The organism is Streptomyces sp. NPDC002888 (assembly GCF_042888465.1).
Taxonomy (GTDB): Bacteria; Actinomycetota; Actinomycetes; order Streptomycetales; family Streptomycetaceae; genus Streptomyces.
The window spans coordinates 211,964-226,710 of record NZ_JBIAPU010000008.1; the positions used below are offsets into that span (position 1 = coordinate 211,964).

General features: G+C 71.5%; 15 protein-coding genes. 8 read left to right on the forward strand and 7 right to left on the reverse strand.

Annotated elements, in window-relative coordinates; all coding sequences use genetic code 11:
* Positions 1 to 3: 3 nt before the first annotated feature.
* Both ACFYWX_RS15795 and ACFYWX_RS15800 read left to right on the forward strand, forming a co-directional pair.
* Positions 4 to 1,254: an alginate lyase family protein gene (locus ACFYWX_RS15795; protein ID WP_389424571.1), complete on the forward strand. Its 1,251-nt coding sequence runs from the start codon at positions 4 to 6 to the stop codon at positions 1,252 to 1,254.
* A 92-nt stretch (positions 1,255 to 1,346) separates the two neighbouring features.
* Entirely contained in the window at positions 1,347 to 2,960 is a 1,614-nt protein-coding gene (locus ACFYWX_RS15800; RefSeq protein ID WP_389424572.1) for a carboxylesterase/lipase family protein, read from the forward strand.
* On the opposite strand, the gene ACFYWX_RS15805 is transcribed toward ACFYWX_RS15800, so the two are convergent.
* The 3 genes from ACFYWX_RS15805 to mmuM form a co-directional block, all read right to left on the reverse strand.
* Positions 2,842 to 4,698, reverse strand: coding sequence for a glycoside hydrolase family 127 protein (locus ACFYWX_RS15805; RefSeq protein ID WP_389424573.1), 1,857 nt, complete (start codon positions 4,696 to 4,698; stop codon positions 2,842 to 2,844). The genes ACFYWX_RS15800 and ACFYWX_RS15805 overlap by 119 nt on opposite strands.
* 268 nt (positions 4,699 to 4,966) lie before the next feature.
* A complete protein-coding gene (locus ACFYWX_RS15810; RefSeq protein WP_389424574.1) occupies positions 4,967 to 6,031 on the reverse strand; it encodes a LacI family DNA-binding transcriptional regulator in 1,065 nt (354 codons plus the stop codon).
* A gap of 180 nt (positions 6,032 to 6,211) precedes the next feature.
* Complete coding sequence (gene mmuM, locus ACFYWX_RS15815; RefSeq protein WP_389424575.1) at positions 6,212 to 7,171, reverse strand: homocysteine S-methyltransferase; 960 nt, start codon at positions 7,169 to 7,171, stop codon at positions 6,212 to 6,214.
* Positions 7,172 to 7,316: 145 nt separating this feature from the next.
* Between mmuM and ACFYWX_RS15820 the strand changes: the two genes are divergently transcribed.
* On the forward strand, positions 7,317 to 8,708 hold the full coding sequence (locus ACFYWX_RS15820) for an amino acid permease (protein ID WP_389424576.1): 1,392 nt from the start codon (positions 7,317 to 7,319) through the stop codon (positions 8,706 to 8,708).
* A gap of 126 nt (positions 8,709 to 8,834) precedes the next feature.
* On the opposite strand, the gene ACFYWX_RS15825 is transcribed toward ACFYWX_RS15820, so the two are convergent.
* Complete coding sequence (locus ACFYWX_RS15825) at positions 8,835 to 9,437, reverse strand: ArsR/SmtB family transcription factor (RefSeq protein ID WP_389424577.1); 603 nt, start codon at positions 9,435 to 9,437, stop codon at positions 8,835 to 8,837.
* Between the two features lie 121 nt (positions 9,438 to 9,558).
* On the opposite strand from ACFYWX_RS15825, the gene ACFYWX_RS15830 reads away from it, so the two are divergent.
* Both ACFYWX_RS15830 and ACFYWX_RS15835 read left to right on the forward strand, forming a co-directional pair.
* On the forward strand, positions 9,559 to 9,966 hold the full coding sequence (locus ACFYWX_RS15830) for a hypothetical protein (protein WP_389424578.1): 408 nt from the start codon (positions 9,559 to 9,561) through the stop codon (positions 9,964 to 9,966).
* Positions 9,959 to 10,231, forward strand: coding sequence for a hypothetical protein (locus tag ACFYWX_RS15835; RefSeq protein ID WP_389424579.1), 273 nt, complete (start codon positions 9,959 to 9,961; stop codon positions 10,229 to 10,231). Before ACFYWX_RS15830 ends, ACFYWX_RS15835 begins: the two co-directional genes overlap by 8 nt.
* Positions 10,232 to 10,357: 126 nt before the next feature.
* Here the strand turns inward: ACFYWX_RS15835 and ACFYWX_RS15840 are convergent, their stop codons facing one another.
* A complete protein-coding gene (locus tag ACFYWX_RS15840; protein ID WP_389424580.1) occupies positions 10,358 to 10,813 on the reverse strand; it encodes an SRPBCC domain-containing protein in 456 nt (151 codons plus the stop codon).
* A 326-nt stretch (positions 10,814 to 11,139) separates the two neighbouring features.
* Between ACFYWX_RS15840 and ACFYWX_RS15845 the strand changes: the two genes are divergently transcribed.
* Both ACFYWX_RS15845 and ACFYWX_RS15850 read left to right on the forward strand, forming a co-directional pair.
* Positions 11,140 to 11,694 (forward strand): hypothetical protein, encoded by a 555-nt coding sequence (locus ACFYWX_RS15845; RefSeq protein WP_389424581.1) that lies wholly within the window; start codon positions 11,140 to 11,142, stop codon positions 11,692 to 11,694.
* Positions 11,582 to 12,259, forward strand: a complete 678-nt coding sequence (locus tag ACFYWX_RS15850; RefSeq protein WP_389424582.1) for a phosphotransferase — start codon at positions 11,582 to 11,584, stop codon at positions 12,257 to 12,259. The genes ACFYWX_RS15845 and ACFYWX_RS15850 overlap by 113 nt, the downstream gene beginning before the upstream one ends.
* Before the next feature lie 58 nt (positions 12,260 to 12,317).
* On the opposite strand, the gene sigJ is transcribed toward ACFYWX_RS15850, so the two are convergent.
* Positions 12,318 to 13,256 carry an RNA polymerase sigma factor SigJ gene (gene sigJ, locus ACFYWX_RS15855; protein WP_389424583.1) on the reverse strand — a complete coding sequence of 313 codons (939 nt, stop codon included), beginning with the start codon at positions 13,254 to 13,256 and terminating at the stop codon, positions 12,318 to 12,320.
* A gap of 149 nt (positions 13,257 to 13,405) precedes the next feature.
* Here sigJ and ACFYWX_RS15860 point away from each other — a divergent pair, with 149 nt between their 5' ends.
* The gene (locus tag ACFYWX_RS15860; protein WP_389424584.1) at positions 13,406 to 14,506 is read left to right on the forward strand and encodes a nuclear transport factor 2 family protein; all 1,101 of its coding nucleotides are present in this window, start codon (positions 13,406 to 13,408) and stop codon (positions 14,504 to 14,506) included.
* A gap of 68 nt (positions 14,507 to 14,574) precedes the next feature.
* Here ACFYWX_RS15860 and ACFYWX_RS15865 read toward each other — a convergent pair whose 3' ends face one another.
* Positions 14,575 to 14,718, reverse strand: a complete 144-nt coding sequence (locus tag ACFYWX_RS15865) for a hypothetical protein (protein WP_389424585.1) — start codon at positions 14,716 to 14,718, stop codon at positions 14,575 to 14,577.
* Between the last annotated feature and the right edge of the window lie 29 nt (positions 14,719 to 14,747).

Here is a 14,747-nt window from a genome sequence, read left to right on the forward strand (position 1 = left end):
GCCATGAGCCGCATTTCCCCCCACGAGCACCTCCAGCGCGGCGAGGTGAGCCGCCGCGGTCTGCTGAAGACCGCCGGCGGCGTCACCGCCGCCCTCGCACTCGGCGCCACGGCCACCGCCACCACGGCGGACGCCGCACCGGCGACCTTCACCCACCCCGGCATGCTGCACAACTGGGGTGACATCAACCGGGCCAAGGTCAGGGTCGCCGCGGGCGACGACCCCTGGCTGTCCGGCTGGAACAAGCTGACCGCCAACTCCCACTCCCAGTCCACCTGGACGCCCCGGGCGACCGCGACGATCATCCGCGGCGGCACCGGGGAGAACTACAGCCTCCTCTACAACGACATCGCCGCCGCCTACCAGAACGCCCTGCGCTGGCAGGTCGCCGGCACCGCCGCCAACGGGGACTGCGCGGTCCGCATCCTCAACGCCTGGGCGAACACCCTCACGTCCGTCACGGGCAACGCCGACCGGTTCCTCGCCGCGGGGATCTACGGCTGGGAGTTCGCCCAGGCCGCCGAACTCATGCGCGGGTACGCCGGGTTCGACCTCGGCGCGTTCCAGGACATGATGGTCAACGTCTTCTACCCGCTCAACAACCAGTTCCTGAATAACCACAACGACGCCTGCATCACCAACTACTGGGCCAACTGGGACCTGTGCAACATGGCCTCGATCATGGCCATCGGGATCCTCACCGACAACGCCGCGAAGTACGACCAGGCCGTCAACTACTTCAAGACCGGCGCCGGCAACGGCTCCATCCAGCACGCGGTGCCGTTCCTCTACGGCAACGTCGACGGCTACGACCTCGGCCAGTGGCAGGAGTCGGGCCGCGACCAGGGCCACACCGTCATGGGCATGGGCCAGATGGGCGCGATCTGCGAGATGGCCTGGAACCAGGGCGACGACCTGTACTCCTACGACGGCCGACGGTTCATGAAGGGCGCCCAGTACGTCGCCAAGTACAACCTGGGCATGGACGTGCCCTACACCACCTACACGTGGGGCAGCGGCCAGAACTGCAGCCAGCAGTCGCAGACGGTGATCGGCTCCGGGTCCCGCGGCCAGGTCCGTCCCGTGTGGGCCATGCTCCACTTCCACTACAACCGGCGCCTGTCCCTGGACGACAAGTACATCTCGCAGATGTACTACGACCTCGTCGCCCCGGAGGGCGGCGGCGGGGACTACGACTCCACCAGCGGCGGCTACGACCAGCTCGGCTTCGGCACCCTGATGTACGCCAAATAGCCCCCTCGCAGGCTCGTGCACCGGAATACCACGCGTCGATGTGGTGCTCTGGAGTTACCGGTGCACGAGCACGGCGAAGGGCTGGTGGGCGTATGACGGCAGAGCAGGAGAACCCCGTGGCCGCCACGCCCTACGGGGCGGTACGCGGCAGATACGAGCACGGTGTCGCGGTGTTCCGCGGCATCCCGTACGCCGCCCCGCCCTTCGGCCCCCGCCGTTTCCGGCCCCCCGTCCCGCCAGAGCCGTGGGACGGGGTGCGGGACGCGGGCTCCTTCGGTCCGACGCCGCCGAAACCGCCGTACTCGGAGGCGTTCGCGCAGTACCTGTCCGACCCGGTGGTGCCCGGGGACGACTGCCTCAATCTCAACGTGTGGACACCGGAGCCGGGCCCTGGGGCCCGGCTCCCTGTCATGGTGTGGCTGCACGGCGGCGCCCTGACCAGGGGCTCCTCGGCCGTGCCGGTCTACGACGGGTACCCCTTCGCGCGCGACGGGATCGTCCTGGTCTCGGTGAACTACCGGCTGGGCGTCGAGGGCTACGGACTGTTCCCGGACACCCCCGCCAATCCCGGACTGCGCGACCAGCTCGCCGCCCTGCGCTGGGTCCACGAGTCCATCGAGGCCTTCGGCGGCGACCCCGATCGGGTGACCCTGTGCGGCCAGTCGGCCGGCGCCATCAGCATCGGCGCCCTGATCGCCGCCCCGCAGGCGCAGGGCCTTTTCCGGCGGGCCGTGCTGCAGAGCGGGTCGCCCGAGGCGAGCGACCGCGACAAGGTACGGCGCCTGGTGCGCCGGATGGCGACCCGGCTGAAGATCCCCGCCACCGCCGAGGCCTTCGCCGCCGTCGACCGCGACCTGCTGCTGCGCGCCCAGGCCGAGGTCGGCCGCCTCAGCAGCCCCGTCCTCGGCGGGCCCGCCTTCGGCGTCGTCGTCGACGGCGACCTCGTGCCCCGCGACCCGCTGGAGGCCCTGGTCGACGGGGACGCGGCCCGCGGCATCGACCTGATGATGGGCTGGACGCGGGACGAGTACCGGCTGTGGCTGGTCCCGGGCGGCCTCCTGGAGCGCGTCGACCGGCTCGGCGCGGTCGCCCTGGCCGGTGCCATGGCCCGCTGTCACTGCGGCCACGAGGTGGTGCGCGGCTACCGCACCCTGCACCCGCAGGCCGGGACCGCCGAGACCGTCGGCCAGCTCGTCACCGACCACCTGCTGCGGCTGCCGCTGCAGCGTCTGGCCGACGCCCGGTCCGGATCCTCGTACGTCTACGAGTTCGTCTGGTCCTCGCTGCTGCCCGGCCTCGGCGCCTGCCACGCCCTGGAGCTGGGCTTCGTCTTCGACACCGGTGACGTACCCGAGTCCGCCAGGCTGGCCGGCGAGGGCGCCCCGCAGGCGCTCGCGGACGCCATGCACGGGGCGTGGGTGCGGTTCGTCGCCGAGGGGGATCCCGGGTGGGAGCCGTGGGACGCCTCGCATCCGGTGCGGGTCTTCGGCGACGGTGGACCGGATACCGTAGACGATCCCTATACCGCATACGGTCTACGGGATCCGGAACGCGTTCTGTGGGCCGCGGCCGACGCCACCCGCGCCCTCACGTCTGAGGAATCCACACCCGCATCGGACCCGGTCGACGGTTCGCCCACGCGCAGTACGGAACTGCGGTCAGTGGTACGGCGGCTCCGTCGCTCCGGCGCCGTCCGTCGGCAGTGATCACGCTCACCCCGCCCAGCAGCTCCGGCGCGGGCGTCACCGTCAGATGCCCGCCGTCCGGCAGCGTCAGGTCGTCGAAGCGGGTGCCCGGCTCCTGGTCCACCCCCTCCAGGCAGTACACGAGCGGCCCGCGCTCGATCGCGACACAGCCGCGGACGGCGTCCACACAGGGGTCGGGGCGGGTCAGCCGGGCGCCCAGGTCCAGATCGAGGGAGAGGGTGTCGCCGGGGCGCCAGCGGCGGCGCAGACGCAGCCAGCCCGGGCTGGTCTCGGCGGGCGGGTCCCCGTCCGGGGCCGCCGCGGTGAAGGCCGTGCACCAGGACGGGATGCGCAGGCTCAGTGTCCAGTCGGTGTCCTCGGGCGCCTCCTCCACCGTGACCGCGATCCGCCCGTCCCACGGGTACTCCGTCGCCACGCGCACCCGGCCGCCGCCCGCCGCGTACACGCCCGTCGCGTACTGGTGCAGCTGCAGCCCCTCCTCGTCACCGCTCGCCAGATAGTGGGGGAGCGAGGCGAGCAGCCGCATCACGTTCGGCGGGCAGCAGGCGCAGCGGAACCACGGGGTGCGGCGGGCCGCCTTGTCGTCCTCGTTGGCCCCCTCGTACTCTTCCCGCACCTGGAGCGGGTTGACGTACAGCCAGCTGTCGCCGTCCAGGCCGACACCGGACAGGAAGCCGTTGTAGAGGGTACGTTCGACCAGGTCGGAGTACTTCGCCTCGCCGGTCAGCAGCGCCATCCGCCACGACCACTGGACGGAGGCGATCGCCGCGCAGGTCTCCGCGTACGCCCGGTCCGGCGGCAGCTCGTACGCCTCCCCGAAGGACTCGCCCTCGTGCCGGGCGCCGACACCGCCGGTGAGGTACGTCTTCGTGGACACCATCGCGTCCCACAGCCGCTCGGAGACGGCACGCAGTTCCAAGTCCCCCGTCTCGGCGGCCAGATCGGCCACGCCGGCCAGCAGGTACAGCTGCCGTACGGCGTGACCGGCCACCGTCGTGGCCGCGCGCACCGGGGTGTGGTCCTGCCAATAGGCCTGCCCCAGGTGGGGGTTGGCGTCGGCGTCGAGGAGGCCCTGGCCGCGCCGGTCGACGAAGTACGCGGAGAGGTCGAGCCAGCGGCGCTCGTCGGTCTCCCGGTACAACTCCACCAGCGCGGTCTCGATCTCGGGGTGGCCGCACACCCCGTCGACCATCCTGCCCGCGCCGAACGTCGCGTCGACGTGTTCCGCGAACCGCACGGCGACCGTGAGGAGTTCGGGCCGTCCGGTCGCCCGGTGGTGCGCCACGGCGGCCTGGATCAGATGGCCCGCGCAGTACAACTCGTGCCCCCAGGCCAGTTCCTGCCAGCGCCGGTCGGGGTGGGCGACCTGGTAGTAGGTCTGGAGATAGCCGTCCGGTCGCTGCGCGGCGGCGAGGAGGGCCGTCAACTCGTCCACTTGCGCGGCCAGTTCCGCTCGATCCGGTGCCTCCGCGAGCTGCCAGGACGCCGCCTCCAGCCACTTGTGCACGTCGGAGTCCTGGAACGGGAAGTCACCGTTGTAGGCACCGTCACCGCCCGCGGCGGCCCGCAGGTTGGCCAGGTTGCCGGCCTGCTCCAGTCTCCCGGGGCCCTGAGGGACACTCACCTCGGCGTTGGTCCGCCGCCGCCCCGCCCAGAACCCGCCGGTGACGCGCGCGTCGGTCGCGGGGCGCAGGGCGGTGTGGGCGCGGCGGGTGGGACGGATCGGGCCGGAGGTCATGGGGCGCACTTCCCTGTCTGCCGTGCGGACGTGCGCGCGCCGGCACGGACGCGTAGAAACCGGTTGCTGTCCTGGTCGAGGATAGGAACGCGTCGTGAGGTGGGGCAAGATCCCGAACGGGTCGGTTGCGGGCGCGCGGTGGCTCGGCCCCGGCTCGCGATCACGGAGTACTGGCGCCGTAGTGGACCGTCCCGGGGGTGAGGGGGCCGCGCGACCAGCCACCCACCCACCCAGCCGCACGCGGCCTGCGACCATGACCCCGCGACGCTCAACGCCCGGCGTCACCCACGGCCGCCACCGAGTTCCGCACCACCACATGCGTGCCCAGCAGCAGGTGTTCGGCCGGCGCGTCCGCGCTCCTGCCCAGGGCCGTGCGGACGGCGAGGCGGCCCAACTCCTCGTAGGGGACGTGGACCGTGGTGAGCGCGGGGTGCAGGTCGCGCGCGAACGGGATGTCGTCGTAGCCCGCCAACGACACGTCGCCCGGCACGTTCAGGCCCGCCTCGTGCAGGGCGGTGAGCGCGCCCGCGGCGACCATGTCGGTGGCGGCGACGACCGCCGTGAACTCCAGCCCCTCCCGCAGGGCGTGGCGCATCAGACGGTGGCCCGCGTCCCGGGTGAAGTCGCCGTGCAGCAGCAGGGCCGGGTCGGGCTCCAGACCGCGGGCACGGTGGGCGGCCAGGTAGCCGCGCTCGCGGCCCTGCGCCGTGGTGTGGTCCGCCCTGCCGCCCAGGAACAGGATCCGCCGGTGACCCTGGGCCAGGACATGGGCGACGAGGGCGTACGCGCCGCCCTCGTTGTCGTACTCGATGACCGTCACCGGCGCCCCGGGGCCCAGCGGCGGACGGCCGCACAGCACCAGGCGGGAGCCGACCGCCGCGAGCGAGTCGGCGATGCGGCGCGTGCGGTCGCGGTACTCCGGGGTGTCGGCGGCGCCGCCGACCAGGATCACGGCGGCGGCCCGCTGGGCCCGCATCATCTCGACGAACTCCAGTTCGTGCCGGACGTCGCCCTCCGTGCCGCACACCAGGCACAGATGGCCGAGCCGGCTCGCCTCCCGCTCCACGCCGTGCGCCATGTGCGCGAACGACGGACCGGTGATGTCCTCCAGGACGAACGCGAGCGTCGGCGTCCCCACGCCCGCTATCGCCTTGGCGCGTGCGTCGGCGACGTAGTCCAGCTCCCGCACCGCCCGCATCACACGCGTCCGGGCCGCCGAACTCACCGGATACGCCCCGCCGAGCACCCGTGACACCGTCGACGCCGACACGCCCGCCCGGGCGGCCACGTCCCGGATGGTGCTGCGCCCCGCGTCCCCGTTCTTCCTGGTCATTCCCCCCGGCCCCTCTCCCCGTGGGAACAACGGCCGCGCCAGGGCAACCGGTTCCCGCTGCGGAGGCTAGCAGTGGGGGGCGGGAAGCGGCATGTGTTGCGTCGGTGTGGGTGTGGGTGTGGGTGTCAGCGTCACGGCGGGGTCCGCATCAGGCCGACGGGGCCGGTGTCGGCGTCCGCATCAGGCCGAGGGCGCCGGTGTCAGCGTCCGTGCGATCGCCCCGATCGCCTCCGGCCCCACCCGGCAGCAGCCGCCGATCAGCCGCGCCCCGGCCGCCTGCCAGCCCCGGACCTGCTCGGCCGTGAACGTGGAGCGGCCGTTCCAGGCGCGGGTCTCGGCGTCCCAGGCCTCGCCGCTGTTCGGATAGACCACCACCGGCTTCCCGGTCACCCGCGCGGCGATCGCGGCGGCGCCGTCCACGTCCTCGGGGGCGCAGCAGTTCACGCCGACCGCGATCACCTCGTCGGCGTCGGCGGCCAGGGCGAAGGCCTCCTCCAGCGGCTGCCCGGCCCGCGTACGGTCGCCGGACACCGTGTACGACAGCCAGGCCGGCACCCCGAGACCGCGCGCCGCCCGCAGCAGCGCCCGCGCCTCGTCGGCGTCGGGGACCGTCTCCAGGGCCAGCACGTCGGGACCCGCGTCGGCCAGTACTTCCAGGCGGGGCCGGTGGAAGCGCTCCAGCTCGTCGACGCTTCTCCCGTAGCGCCCCCGGTACTCGGAGCCGTCGGCCAGCATCGCCCCGTACGGGCCGACCGACGCGGCCACCCACAGCGGACGCGCCACGCCCTTGGCCCGGGCCTGCTCGGCCGCCTCGCGGGCCAGCTCCACGCTCAGCCCGAGCAGCCGGACCGCCTCCTGGTGTTCGATGCCGCGCTGTGCGAAGCCCTCGAAGGTGGCCTGGTAGCTGGAGGTGATCGCCACGTTCGCGCCCGCCTCGAAGTAGGCGAGGTGCGCCTCGGTGATCGCCTCGGGCCGCTCGGCGAGCAGCCGCGCGGACCACAGCGCGTCGCTCAGGTCGTGCCCGGCGGACTCGAGCTGGTTGGACATGCCGCCGTCGAGGACGACGGCCCCGGCGGCGAGCGCTTCGGCGAGGGACGGTGAGGCGGGCCGGGGTGCGGAGGAAGGGGTCTGGCTGGTCATGTCACGACGCTAGTCGAACGGCCCGGCGGCAGGTCGGATGTGTCCAGTACATGAACAGATCGCCCACGATGTGGGATGCCGGGTTACGATCACGCCCTCCCCGCCACCCCCCGAAGAAACCTCCCCCGGACCGCCAGGAACCGCCATGACAGCCCCCAGCCCCACCGAAGCCACGGAACCGTCGGAACCGGCGGACCCCGAGGCGAAGCCGCTCCCCACGCGTCGCCGCACCTTCGGTCTGGCCGCCGCCACCGCCCTCGTCATGGGCAACATCATCGGCGGCGGCATCTTCGCGCTGCCCGCCGCCGTCGCCCCGTACGGCACGCTCAGCCTGCTCGCCTTCGGCGTCCTCTCGGTCGCCGCCGTACTGCTCGCCCTGCTCTTCGGCACCCTCGCCCGACGCAGTCCTGTGACCGGCGGCCTGTACGTCTACCCCCGCGACGCGTTCGGCCCGTTCGCCGGCTTCCTGTCGGCGTGGTCGTACTGGACGATGTGCTGGGTCAGCATCGCCGCGCTCGCCGTCGCGGTCGTCGGCTACGTCGACGTCCTCATACCGCTGCACGGCAACCACGCCCTCGAAGCGGTCGTCGCGCTCGGCGCGCTGTGGCTGCCGGCCGTCGCGAACTTCGCGGGCACCCGCTGGGTCGGCACGGTGCAGATCGTCTCCACGGTGCTGAAGTTCGTCCCCCTGCTGCTGGTCGCCACCGTCGGCCTGTTCTTCGTCGACACCGACAACTTCGGCCCGTTCAACGCCACCGGCGACAGCGTCCCCGGCGCCCTCGCGGCCTCCGCCGCGCTGCTCCTGTACAGCTTCCTGGGTGTCGAGTCGGCCGCGGTCAGCGCGGGTGAGGTCGAGGACCCCGAGCGCACGGTGGGCCGCGCGAGCGTCCTCGGCACGCTGGCCTCCGCCCTCGTCTACCTCCTCGGCACCGTCGCCGTCTTCGGTCTCGTCCCGCACGACAAGCTGGTCGACTCCGGCGCGCCCTTCGCCGACGCGGTCAACGCGATCACCGGTGGCTCCTGGGGCGGCACCGCCATCGCGCTGGTCGCCGTGGCCTCCATCACCGGCTGCCTCAACGGCTGGATCCTGCTCGCCGCGCAGATGCCGTACGCCGCCGCCCGCGACGGACTCTTCCCGGCGCCCTTCGCCAAGGTGAACAAGGGCGGGGTGCCAAGCTTCGGCGTGTGGGCCGTCGCGCTCCTCGGCACGGCCCTCATCGGCCTCAACTACACGGCGGGCCCGGACACCACGTTCCGCGTCCTCGTCCTCATCACCACGTTCACCGGCTGCGTGCCGTACCTCCTGTCGGCGGCGGCCCAGTTGTACTGGCTGGCCAAGGGCACGCGGGAGCAGGTCCGCCCCGCCGGTCTCGTCCGCGACCTGATCGTCGCCGCCCTCTCCTTCGCCTTCTCCTTCTGGCTGATCGCGGGCGCCGGCTACGCGGCCGTGTACCAGGGCGTGCTGTTCCTGTTCGCGGGCATTCCGGTGTACGTGTGGCTGCGCGGGCGTGCGGAACCGGCTCAGACATCGGCCTGAAGCCCGGCCGTCGCCGTCGCCGTCGTACGAACCCGGCGGCGGCCAGGGCGCTGACCATGTGGAGAGAACGCGGGAGCCAGAACGCCTGCTGACCTCGATGCCAGGACTCTGTCGTCTGGTGGGCCGCTAGTCGTCGTCCGGCTCAGTCGGCAGGGCGGGCCGGGGGCCCTCGTCGGGCACAACTACCAGGCGTACGGCCATGTGCCGTGAGTCGGGTGGGTGGTCACCGGGCTCCGTCAGGTATTTGCGTAGAAGCGCCTGGTACTCCTCGACGAACGTGGCGACCTGCTCCTTCGTCATCCGCAATCCGGCGCGGTAGATCTGGTTCCAGCCTGCGGAGGAGTCGTACCCGGCGTATGCGCTCACGACCAGGTTCAGGTCATGGGTCATCTTGAGGGCGCCGATCTTCACCGCGGCCTCGCGTTCGTCGGCCGTCAACTCCAGGCCCGGCGGCGTGAAGATGTCCGTCATGAGTGACTTCCACCAGCGTTCCCGGCCGGTGGACCGCTCCTCGATCTCGGCAATCAGCTTGAGGTCGGCGAGTTTGCGCAGGTGGTAGCTGGTGGTGCCGGTGCTTTCTCCGAGGGCCTTGGCGACGCTGGTGGAGTTCGCCTCGCCGTGCTCGCCGAGGTAGCTCAGGATGTCGCGGCGCACCGGGTTGGACAGTGCCTTGTAGAAGGCTTTGAGGTCCGGGCCGGTGAGCACTCTCTTCTCGGGGCGCTCGACCATGCCGACCAGCGTACTGCAGAGACTCTCTGCAGTTATTGCAGAGATTGTTTGCAGAATAGCTCTGCAATCGCTACTTTGGTGCGGGAGGCGCCGGCGGGCGCCGGGACGCTCGGGGGTCGAGATGCGAAAGAACCTGGTCAGTAGGCTGTTACTAGCTGCGGGGCTGGCGCTGGTGCCATGGCTTGCGGTGCTGTGGACGACACTGCCGGACATCTATCCAGCGCGGCACTGGCGGGCCGCCTGGGTCGGCTTCGATGCGTTGGAGATCGCCGGTCTGCTGACGTCGGCGGTCCTGGTCCGGCGCAGTGACCGCCGGGCGCCGCTGGCGTCGATCGCGACAGCCGTGTTGTTACTGGTCGACGCCTGGTTCGATGTCATGACGGCTGGACACGACGTCGTCATCTCGCTGGCTCTGGCCTGCGCGCTGGAACTGCCCCTGGCGGCATTGTGCGCTGTCGTCGCGCTGCGGCCGCCGGCGGTGGCTTCCGTTCGGGCGACTGCGGTGCAGCGGGTGGCCGTCCATGTCTGAATCACTGGATGCGCAGATGCGGGACGAGATCGACGATCAGGTCGCGGAGGCGTTCGACGCCTACCTGGCCGACAGGCTGGCCGCGCCGGGGCCACTGCGCGCATCACTGACATCGAGGCGCAGCGCCGCGGTAGTGCTGGGCACGGTCGGGTCGGGTGCCCTCGCCACAGCGTTGGCGCCGGACGAAAGCGCCGTCACCTGCTGGATCTGGGGGGCGATCACGGTGATCGATCTGGCCTGGTTGCTGACCGCACGCCGCCGTTGACGGTCCGTGGACCAAGTCCTCGCCCACCAGCCGACCGCACTTGGACGGTTGGCGCCCGCCCGCCCGCCTCGTCGCCGCCCGGAGTCGTCGTCATGGCGGGCAACGCCGGCCAGGCGTGGATCGTGGTCAATCCAATATCGACGCGAGCAGCTCCCCGAGCTTGCCGAGACCCTGAGTCCAGCCCTCCTCGTGGAGAGCCCGCCGCCGCTCCGTGGCGAAGTCACCCTGGTCGACGATCAACTCGGCCCGTGTGTCGTCGATGTCGCGAAGCGACAGCGTCACCACCGTCTCCCGGTCCTCGGGGTCGGGATCCTCCCAGCGGAAGGTGTACGACAGGCGTACTGGGGGCTCGACCTCGAGGAATTCGCCCACCAGGTAGAACAACTCGCCTTCCGGCGGCTGCATCGCGATCCGGTAGCCACCACCTGGCCTCAGGTCGCTTTCCACACTCGGGACGGTGAACCCGTCCGGGCCCCACCAGCGGGCCAGTTCCCGCGGGTCGGTCAGCTCGCGGAACACGACCGGGCACAATGCGTCCAGGACGCGCCGCAGGTGCAGTCTCAGCTCGCCGTCGTGCGTCATCACGCACCTCCTTCGGCCCAACGCGCCGAAAGCGACCACCATGCTCATCGTACGTTTCCCGGCCGTAGATCACGACCTCACCGGGCAGCGCAGGACCCGCGGTCGGCGGCCCTAGTGCCCCGACAGGCAACGTTCGCCCCGTCGCGACGCCCGGCACGCCCTCTCGCCGCACCGGCCGAAAACCCAAGTACATCCAGTACGAGGGCTTCCGGCCGGCACGCCGAGAGCACGCTCCCCCACTCTCGGCTTCGCTCGAGCGGGAGGGACCCCCACGACGCCGCTCCTTGACGGGCAAACGTTGCCTGCCGGGGCCCTAGCCTTGGGGAATGCTGCCTGACACCGATGTCGCGTACGCCGAAGTCAAGGAAGTGCTCGGCCCGTTCAGCGGGCCGGCCCGCTTCGAGCTGCTCACCCACAACCCCAGGAACGGCGTCACGCGCGGGGTGTGGAGGGCCCGCGCCGGGGACCGGTCCGCCGTGCTGAAGGTGCTCACCCGCACCAAGGAGACCGACGAGCGCTGGGCGGCCTCGGACGACCCGCGGCACTGGAACCACTGGCGGCGCGAGGCGCACGTCTACGAGTCCGGGCTCGCCCGGCTCTGGCAGCCGTACGGCATCCGCGCGCCCCGGCTGCTGGCCTGTGCCGAACGGGCCGACGGGGACGTGGCGTTGTGGCTGGAGGACGTGCCGGGGGAGCCCGCGACGGAGTGGACGCTCGACCGGCACGTCGAGCACGCCCGTCGGCGCGGCGCAGGCGGCCGTCGGCGAGGTGGACCGGCCGTGGCTCAGCCACCGCTTCCTGCGCGAGTACGTCGGCACCAACCTCCTCGGTCAGGAGCTCCTCGACGACGACGAAGCGTGGCAACAGCCCCTCGTCCGTGACCACTTCCCGCCCGGCCTGCGACGGGACATGGTCCGGCTCCACCACGACCGCGAGTGGTTCCTCCAGGTGATGGAGACCCTGCCTCGCGCCTTCTGCCACCTCGACATGTGGCCCGCGAACGTCCGCTCCGACGGCCCCGACTCCGTCGCCCTCGACTGGGCGTTCGCCGGCGACGGCGCGCTCGGCGAGGACCTCGGCAACCACCTCCCCGACTCCGTCTTCGACCTGTTCCTCCCGGCCGCCCGCCTGCCCGAGTACGCGGACAGGGCCTACGACGCCTACCTCCACGGCCTGCGGAGCACCGGCTGGCGCGGCGACGAACAGTTCGTACGTCTCGCGGTCTGCGCCTCGGCCGTCAAGTACGACTGGCTCACCGCCCTGATGCTGGCCCGCGCGAGCGAGGAACAACTCGACTACGGCGGCGCCCGCACGGTCTCCGCCGAACTCCGTTACCGCGAGCGAGGGTTGACGCTGGCCTTCCTGGCGGAGTGGGCTTCGAAGGCACGCGAACTGGCTCCACGGCTGGGGTTCCCGGCGGCACCGAGCGGGCGGACAGGGACCTAGGTGTGCTGTGGTTGGTGCTGGTCACGATCCGATCGCTGCGGTGTTTTCGGACCGCTCCTCAGCTGATCCGCCAGGGACGGAGCTTCTCGGGGTTTCGCACCGCCCAGATATGCCTGATCCGGTCGCCCGCGATCTCGAACGCGAACACGGTCACGATGGTGCCGTCCTGCCGCGCCACCAAGCCGGGCAGGCCGTTGACCGTGCACTCCAGAAACGTCGTGCGGCCGTCCCACAGACGGGCGATCTCGGCGTAGGCATGTGCGATCCGCTGACCGCCCACGATCGGGTGCAGGTGGGTGGCGGCCAGCCCGCCGCCGTCGGCGGTCGCGGTGGCGTCGGGGTCGAGCAGGCTGATCAGGGCGTCGATGTCCTTGGCCTCCCACGCCGTTCTGAACTGCCTGACGATGCCGGCCTGTCCGGCACCCGGGCCCGCCGGGGTCTGCGCGGTGCGGATGCGACGGCGGGCGGACGAGGCCAGTTGGCGGCACGCCGCCGGAGTGCGGCCGACGATCTCGGCGACCTCGCCGAAGGGGTAGCGGAAGACGTCGTGCAGGACGAACGCGACGCGCTCGGCCGGGGTCATCGAATCGAGGACGACCAGGAAGGCCATCGTCACCGACTCGTCGAGGGTGACACGGTCGGCCGGGTCGGTCCCGTCGGCGCCGGAGCGCCCGGTGATCCACTCCGTGGGCTCGGGCAGCGGTTCCGGGATCCATTCGCCCACGTACGTCTCCCGCCTGGCCCGCGCCGAGCCGAGCAGGTTCAGGCAGATGCGGCCGGCGACCGTCATCAGCCAGGCGCCGGGCGACTCGATGGCCTGCTGCTCCCGTGCGGACATGGCGTACCAGCGGGCGTAGGTCTCCTGCACGACGTCCTCGGCGTCGGCAAGGGACCCGAGGAGTCGATAGCCGAGGTTGAGCAGTTGGCGCCGCTCGCTCATGATCGCGCTGACGCCCGGATCGCTCTGATCGTTGCCGGGCTCGGCTCTGGTGGTCATGGTCAGGCGTCTCCCTCGCTCGCTTCTGTGCCTCTGCCCGTTACGACAAGACAGCGCACCGGAATGTGACGCCGACGCGCCGCCTCACATTCCGAAGGGCTGCGTTGTCGTACTGGTGAGGACGACAACGAGACGGAGAGGGGAGTCCCATGAATGACTTCCAGGCCATTGCGGACCGCGTCGAGATCGAGGCACTGCGGGGGGAGTTCACCGACGCGGCGATGATGCGCGACCGACCCCGCCTGGCGTCGCTGTTCACACCGGACGGTGCCCTGCGCATGCCCAACATCCCCGTCGAGCAGGTCGGCCGCGAGGAGATCCGTGCCGGGGGCGAGCGGCTGCAGAGCCAGTGGGACTTCTTCGTACAGAACACACACCCCGGCACGATCATGCTCGACGGCGACACCGCGACCGGCCGCGCCTACATCCAGGAACTCGCACGCACCCTCGACGGACGCCAGGGTCTGAACTACGCCGTCTACCACGACCGCTACCAGCGCACCGCGGAGGGCTGGAAGTTCGCCGAGCGGGTCTACGAGGTCAGGTATCTCGACACCTCCCCGCTTGCGGGCACGGCGCCCCGCGCGGCGCAGGGCTCCGGGACCAACCCGGCAGACGCCACGGCCACCCCGGCTCCGGCCGCGTCCTTCGCCCACCCGGCATCGGACGAACGACTGGAGCGGGCAGCCGCAGCGCTGCGTGCGGGCGGCTTCGCCGCCGAGATCCTCGACGACGCCGCGGCCGCGCGCGCCCGCATCAAGGACCTGCTCCCCGAGGGCGCCAGCGTGCTCACCGGAGCCAGCGAGACCCTCCGACTGTCCGGCATCGACGAGGACATCAACACCGGCGGCCGGTACGACGCCATCAGGCCGCGCGTCCTGGCCATCGACCGTGCCACCGGCGCCGACGAGATCCGAAGGCTGGTCGCAGTCCCCGAATTCGTCGTCAACAGCGTCGCCGCGGTCACCGAGACCGGCTCGCTCGTCCTTGCCTCGGGCAGCGGCAGCCAACTCCCTGCCAACGCGGGCGGCGCCGCCCACGCGGTCTGGATCGTCGGCGCGCAGAAGGTGGTGCCTGACCTGAGCACAGCGCTGCGCCGCGTCGAGGAGCACGCCCTCCCGCTGGAGAACGCCCGCGCCCAGGCCGTGTACGGGATGCCCAGCGCAGTCAACCGCCTGCTCATCCTCAACGCGGAACCCCGCCCAGGGCGCGGCACCGTGCTGCTTCTCCGAGAGACCATCGGATACTGACCCGGCCCAGGGTCTGTTTGACTCACGGGCTCAGAAACAGTCATTGATGTCAGGAGGTGCCGTTCGGATCACGAGTGGAGCGTGGCGTTGGCCGGCGCGAGGATGATCCCGTCGCTGTTGCACTCGCCCTCGGACGAGATGACGAGCTTGACGACACTTGTCACGTCCACGGTCACGGACTGCGGCCGGTTGATCTCCGCTCCCACGGTCACCCCGTTCTGGCCGTCTCCCTCGACCTTCG

Excerpts from the sequence above, each read along its gene's own strand:
- ACFYWX_RS15830 (WP_389424578.1), top strand. The coding sequence starts at position 9,559 with ATGCGAAAGAACCTGGTCAGTAGGCTGTTACTAGCTGCGGGGCTGGCG.
- sigJ (WP_389424583.1), bottom strand. The coding sequence starts at position 13,256 with ATGACCACCAGAGCCGAGCCCGGCAACGATCAGAGCGATCCGGGCGTC.
- ACFYWX_RS15825 (WP_389424577.1), bottom strand. The coding sequence starts at position 9,437 with ATGGTCGAGCGCCCCGAGAAGAGAGTGCTCACCGGCCCGGACCTCAAA.
- ACFYWX_RS15860 (WP_389424584.1), top strand. The coding sequence starts at position 13,406 with ATGAATGACTTCCAGGCCATTGCGGACCGCGTCGAGATCGAGGCACTG.
- ACFYWX_RS15820 (WP_389424576.1), top strand. The coding sequence starts at position 7,317 with ATGACAGCCCCCAGCCCCACCGAAGCCACGGAACCGTCGGAACCGGCG.
- ACFYWX_RS15840 (WP_389424580.1), bottom strand. The coding sequence starts at position 10,813 with ATGACGCACGACGGCGAGCTGAGACTGCACCTGCGGCGCGTCCTGGAC.
- ACFYWX_RS15845 (WP_389424581.1), top strand. The coding sequence starts at position 11,140 with ATGCTGCCTGACACCGATGTCGCGTACGCCGAAGTCAAGGAAGTGCTC.
- mmuM (WP_389424575.1), bottom strand. The coding sequence starts at position 7,171 with ATGACCAGCCAGACCCCTTCCTCCGCACCCCGGCCCGCCTCACCGTCC.
- ACFYWX_RS15805 (WP_389424573.1), bottom strand. The coding sequence starts at position 4,698 with ATGACCTCCGGCCCGATCCGTCCCACCCGCCGCGCCCACACCGCCCTG.
- ACFYWX_RS15810 (WP_389424574.1), bottom strand. The coding sequence starts at position 6,031 with ATGACCAGGAAGAACGGGGACGCGGGGCGCAGCACCATCCGGGACGTG.
- ACFYWX_RS15800 (WP_389424572.1), top strand. The coding sequence starts at position 1,347 with ATGACGGCAGAGCAGGAGAACCCCGTGGCCGCCACGCCCTACGGGGCG.
- ACFYWX_RS15835 (WP_389424579.1), top strand. The coding sequence starts at position 9,959 with ATGTCTGAATCACTGGATGCGCAGATGCGGGACGAGATCGACGATCAG.
- ACFYWX_RS15795 (WP_389424571.1), top strand. The coding sequence starts at position 4 with ATGAGCCGCATTTCCCCCCACGAGCACCTCCAGCGCGGCGAGGTGAGC.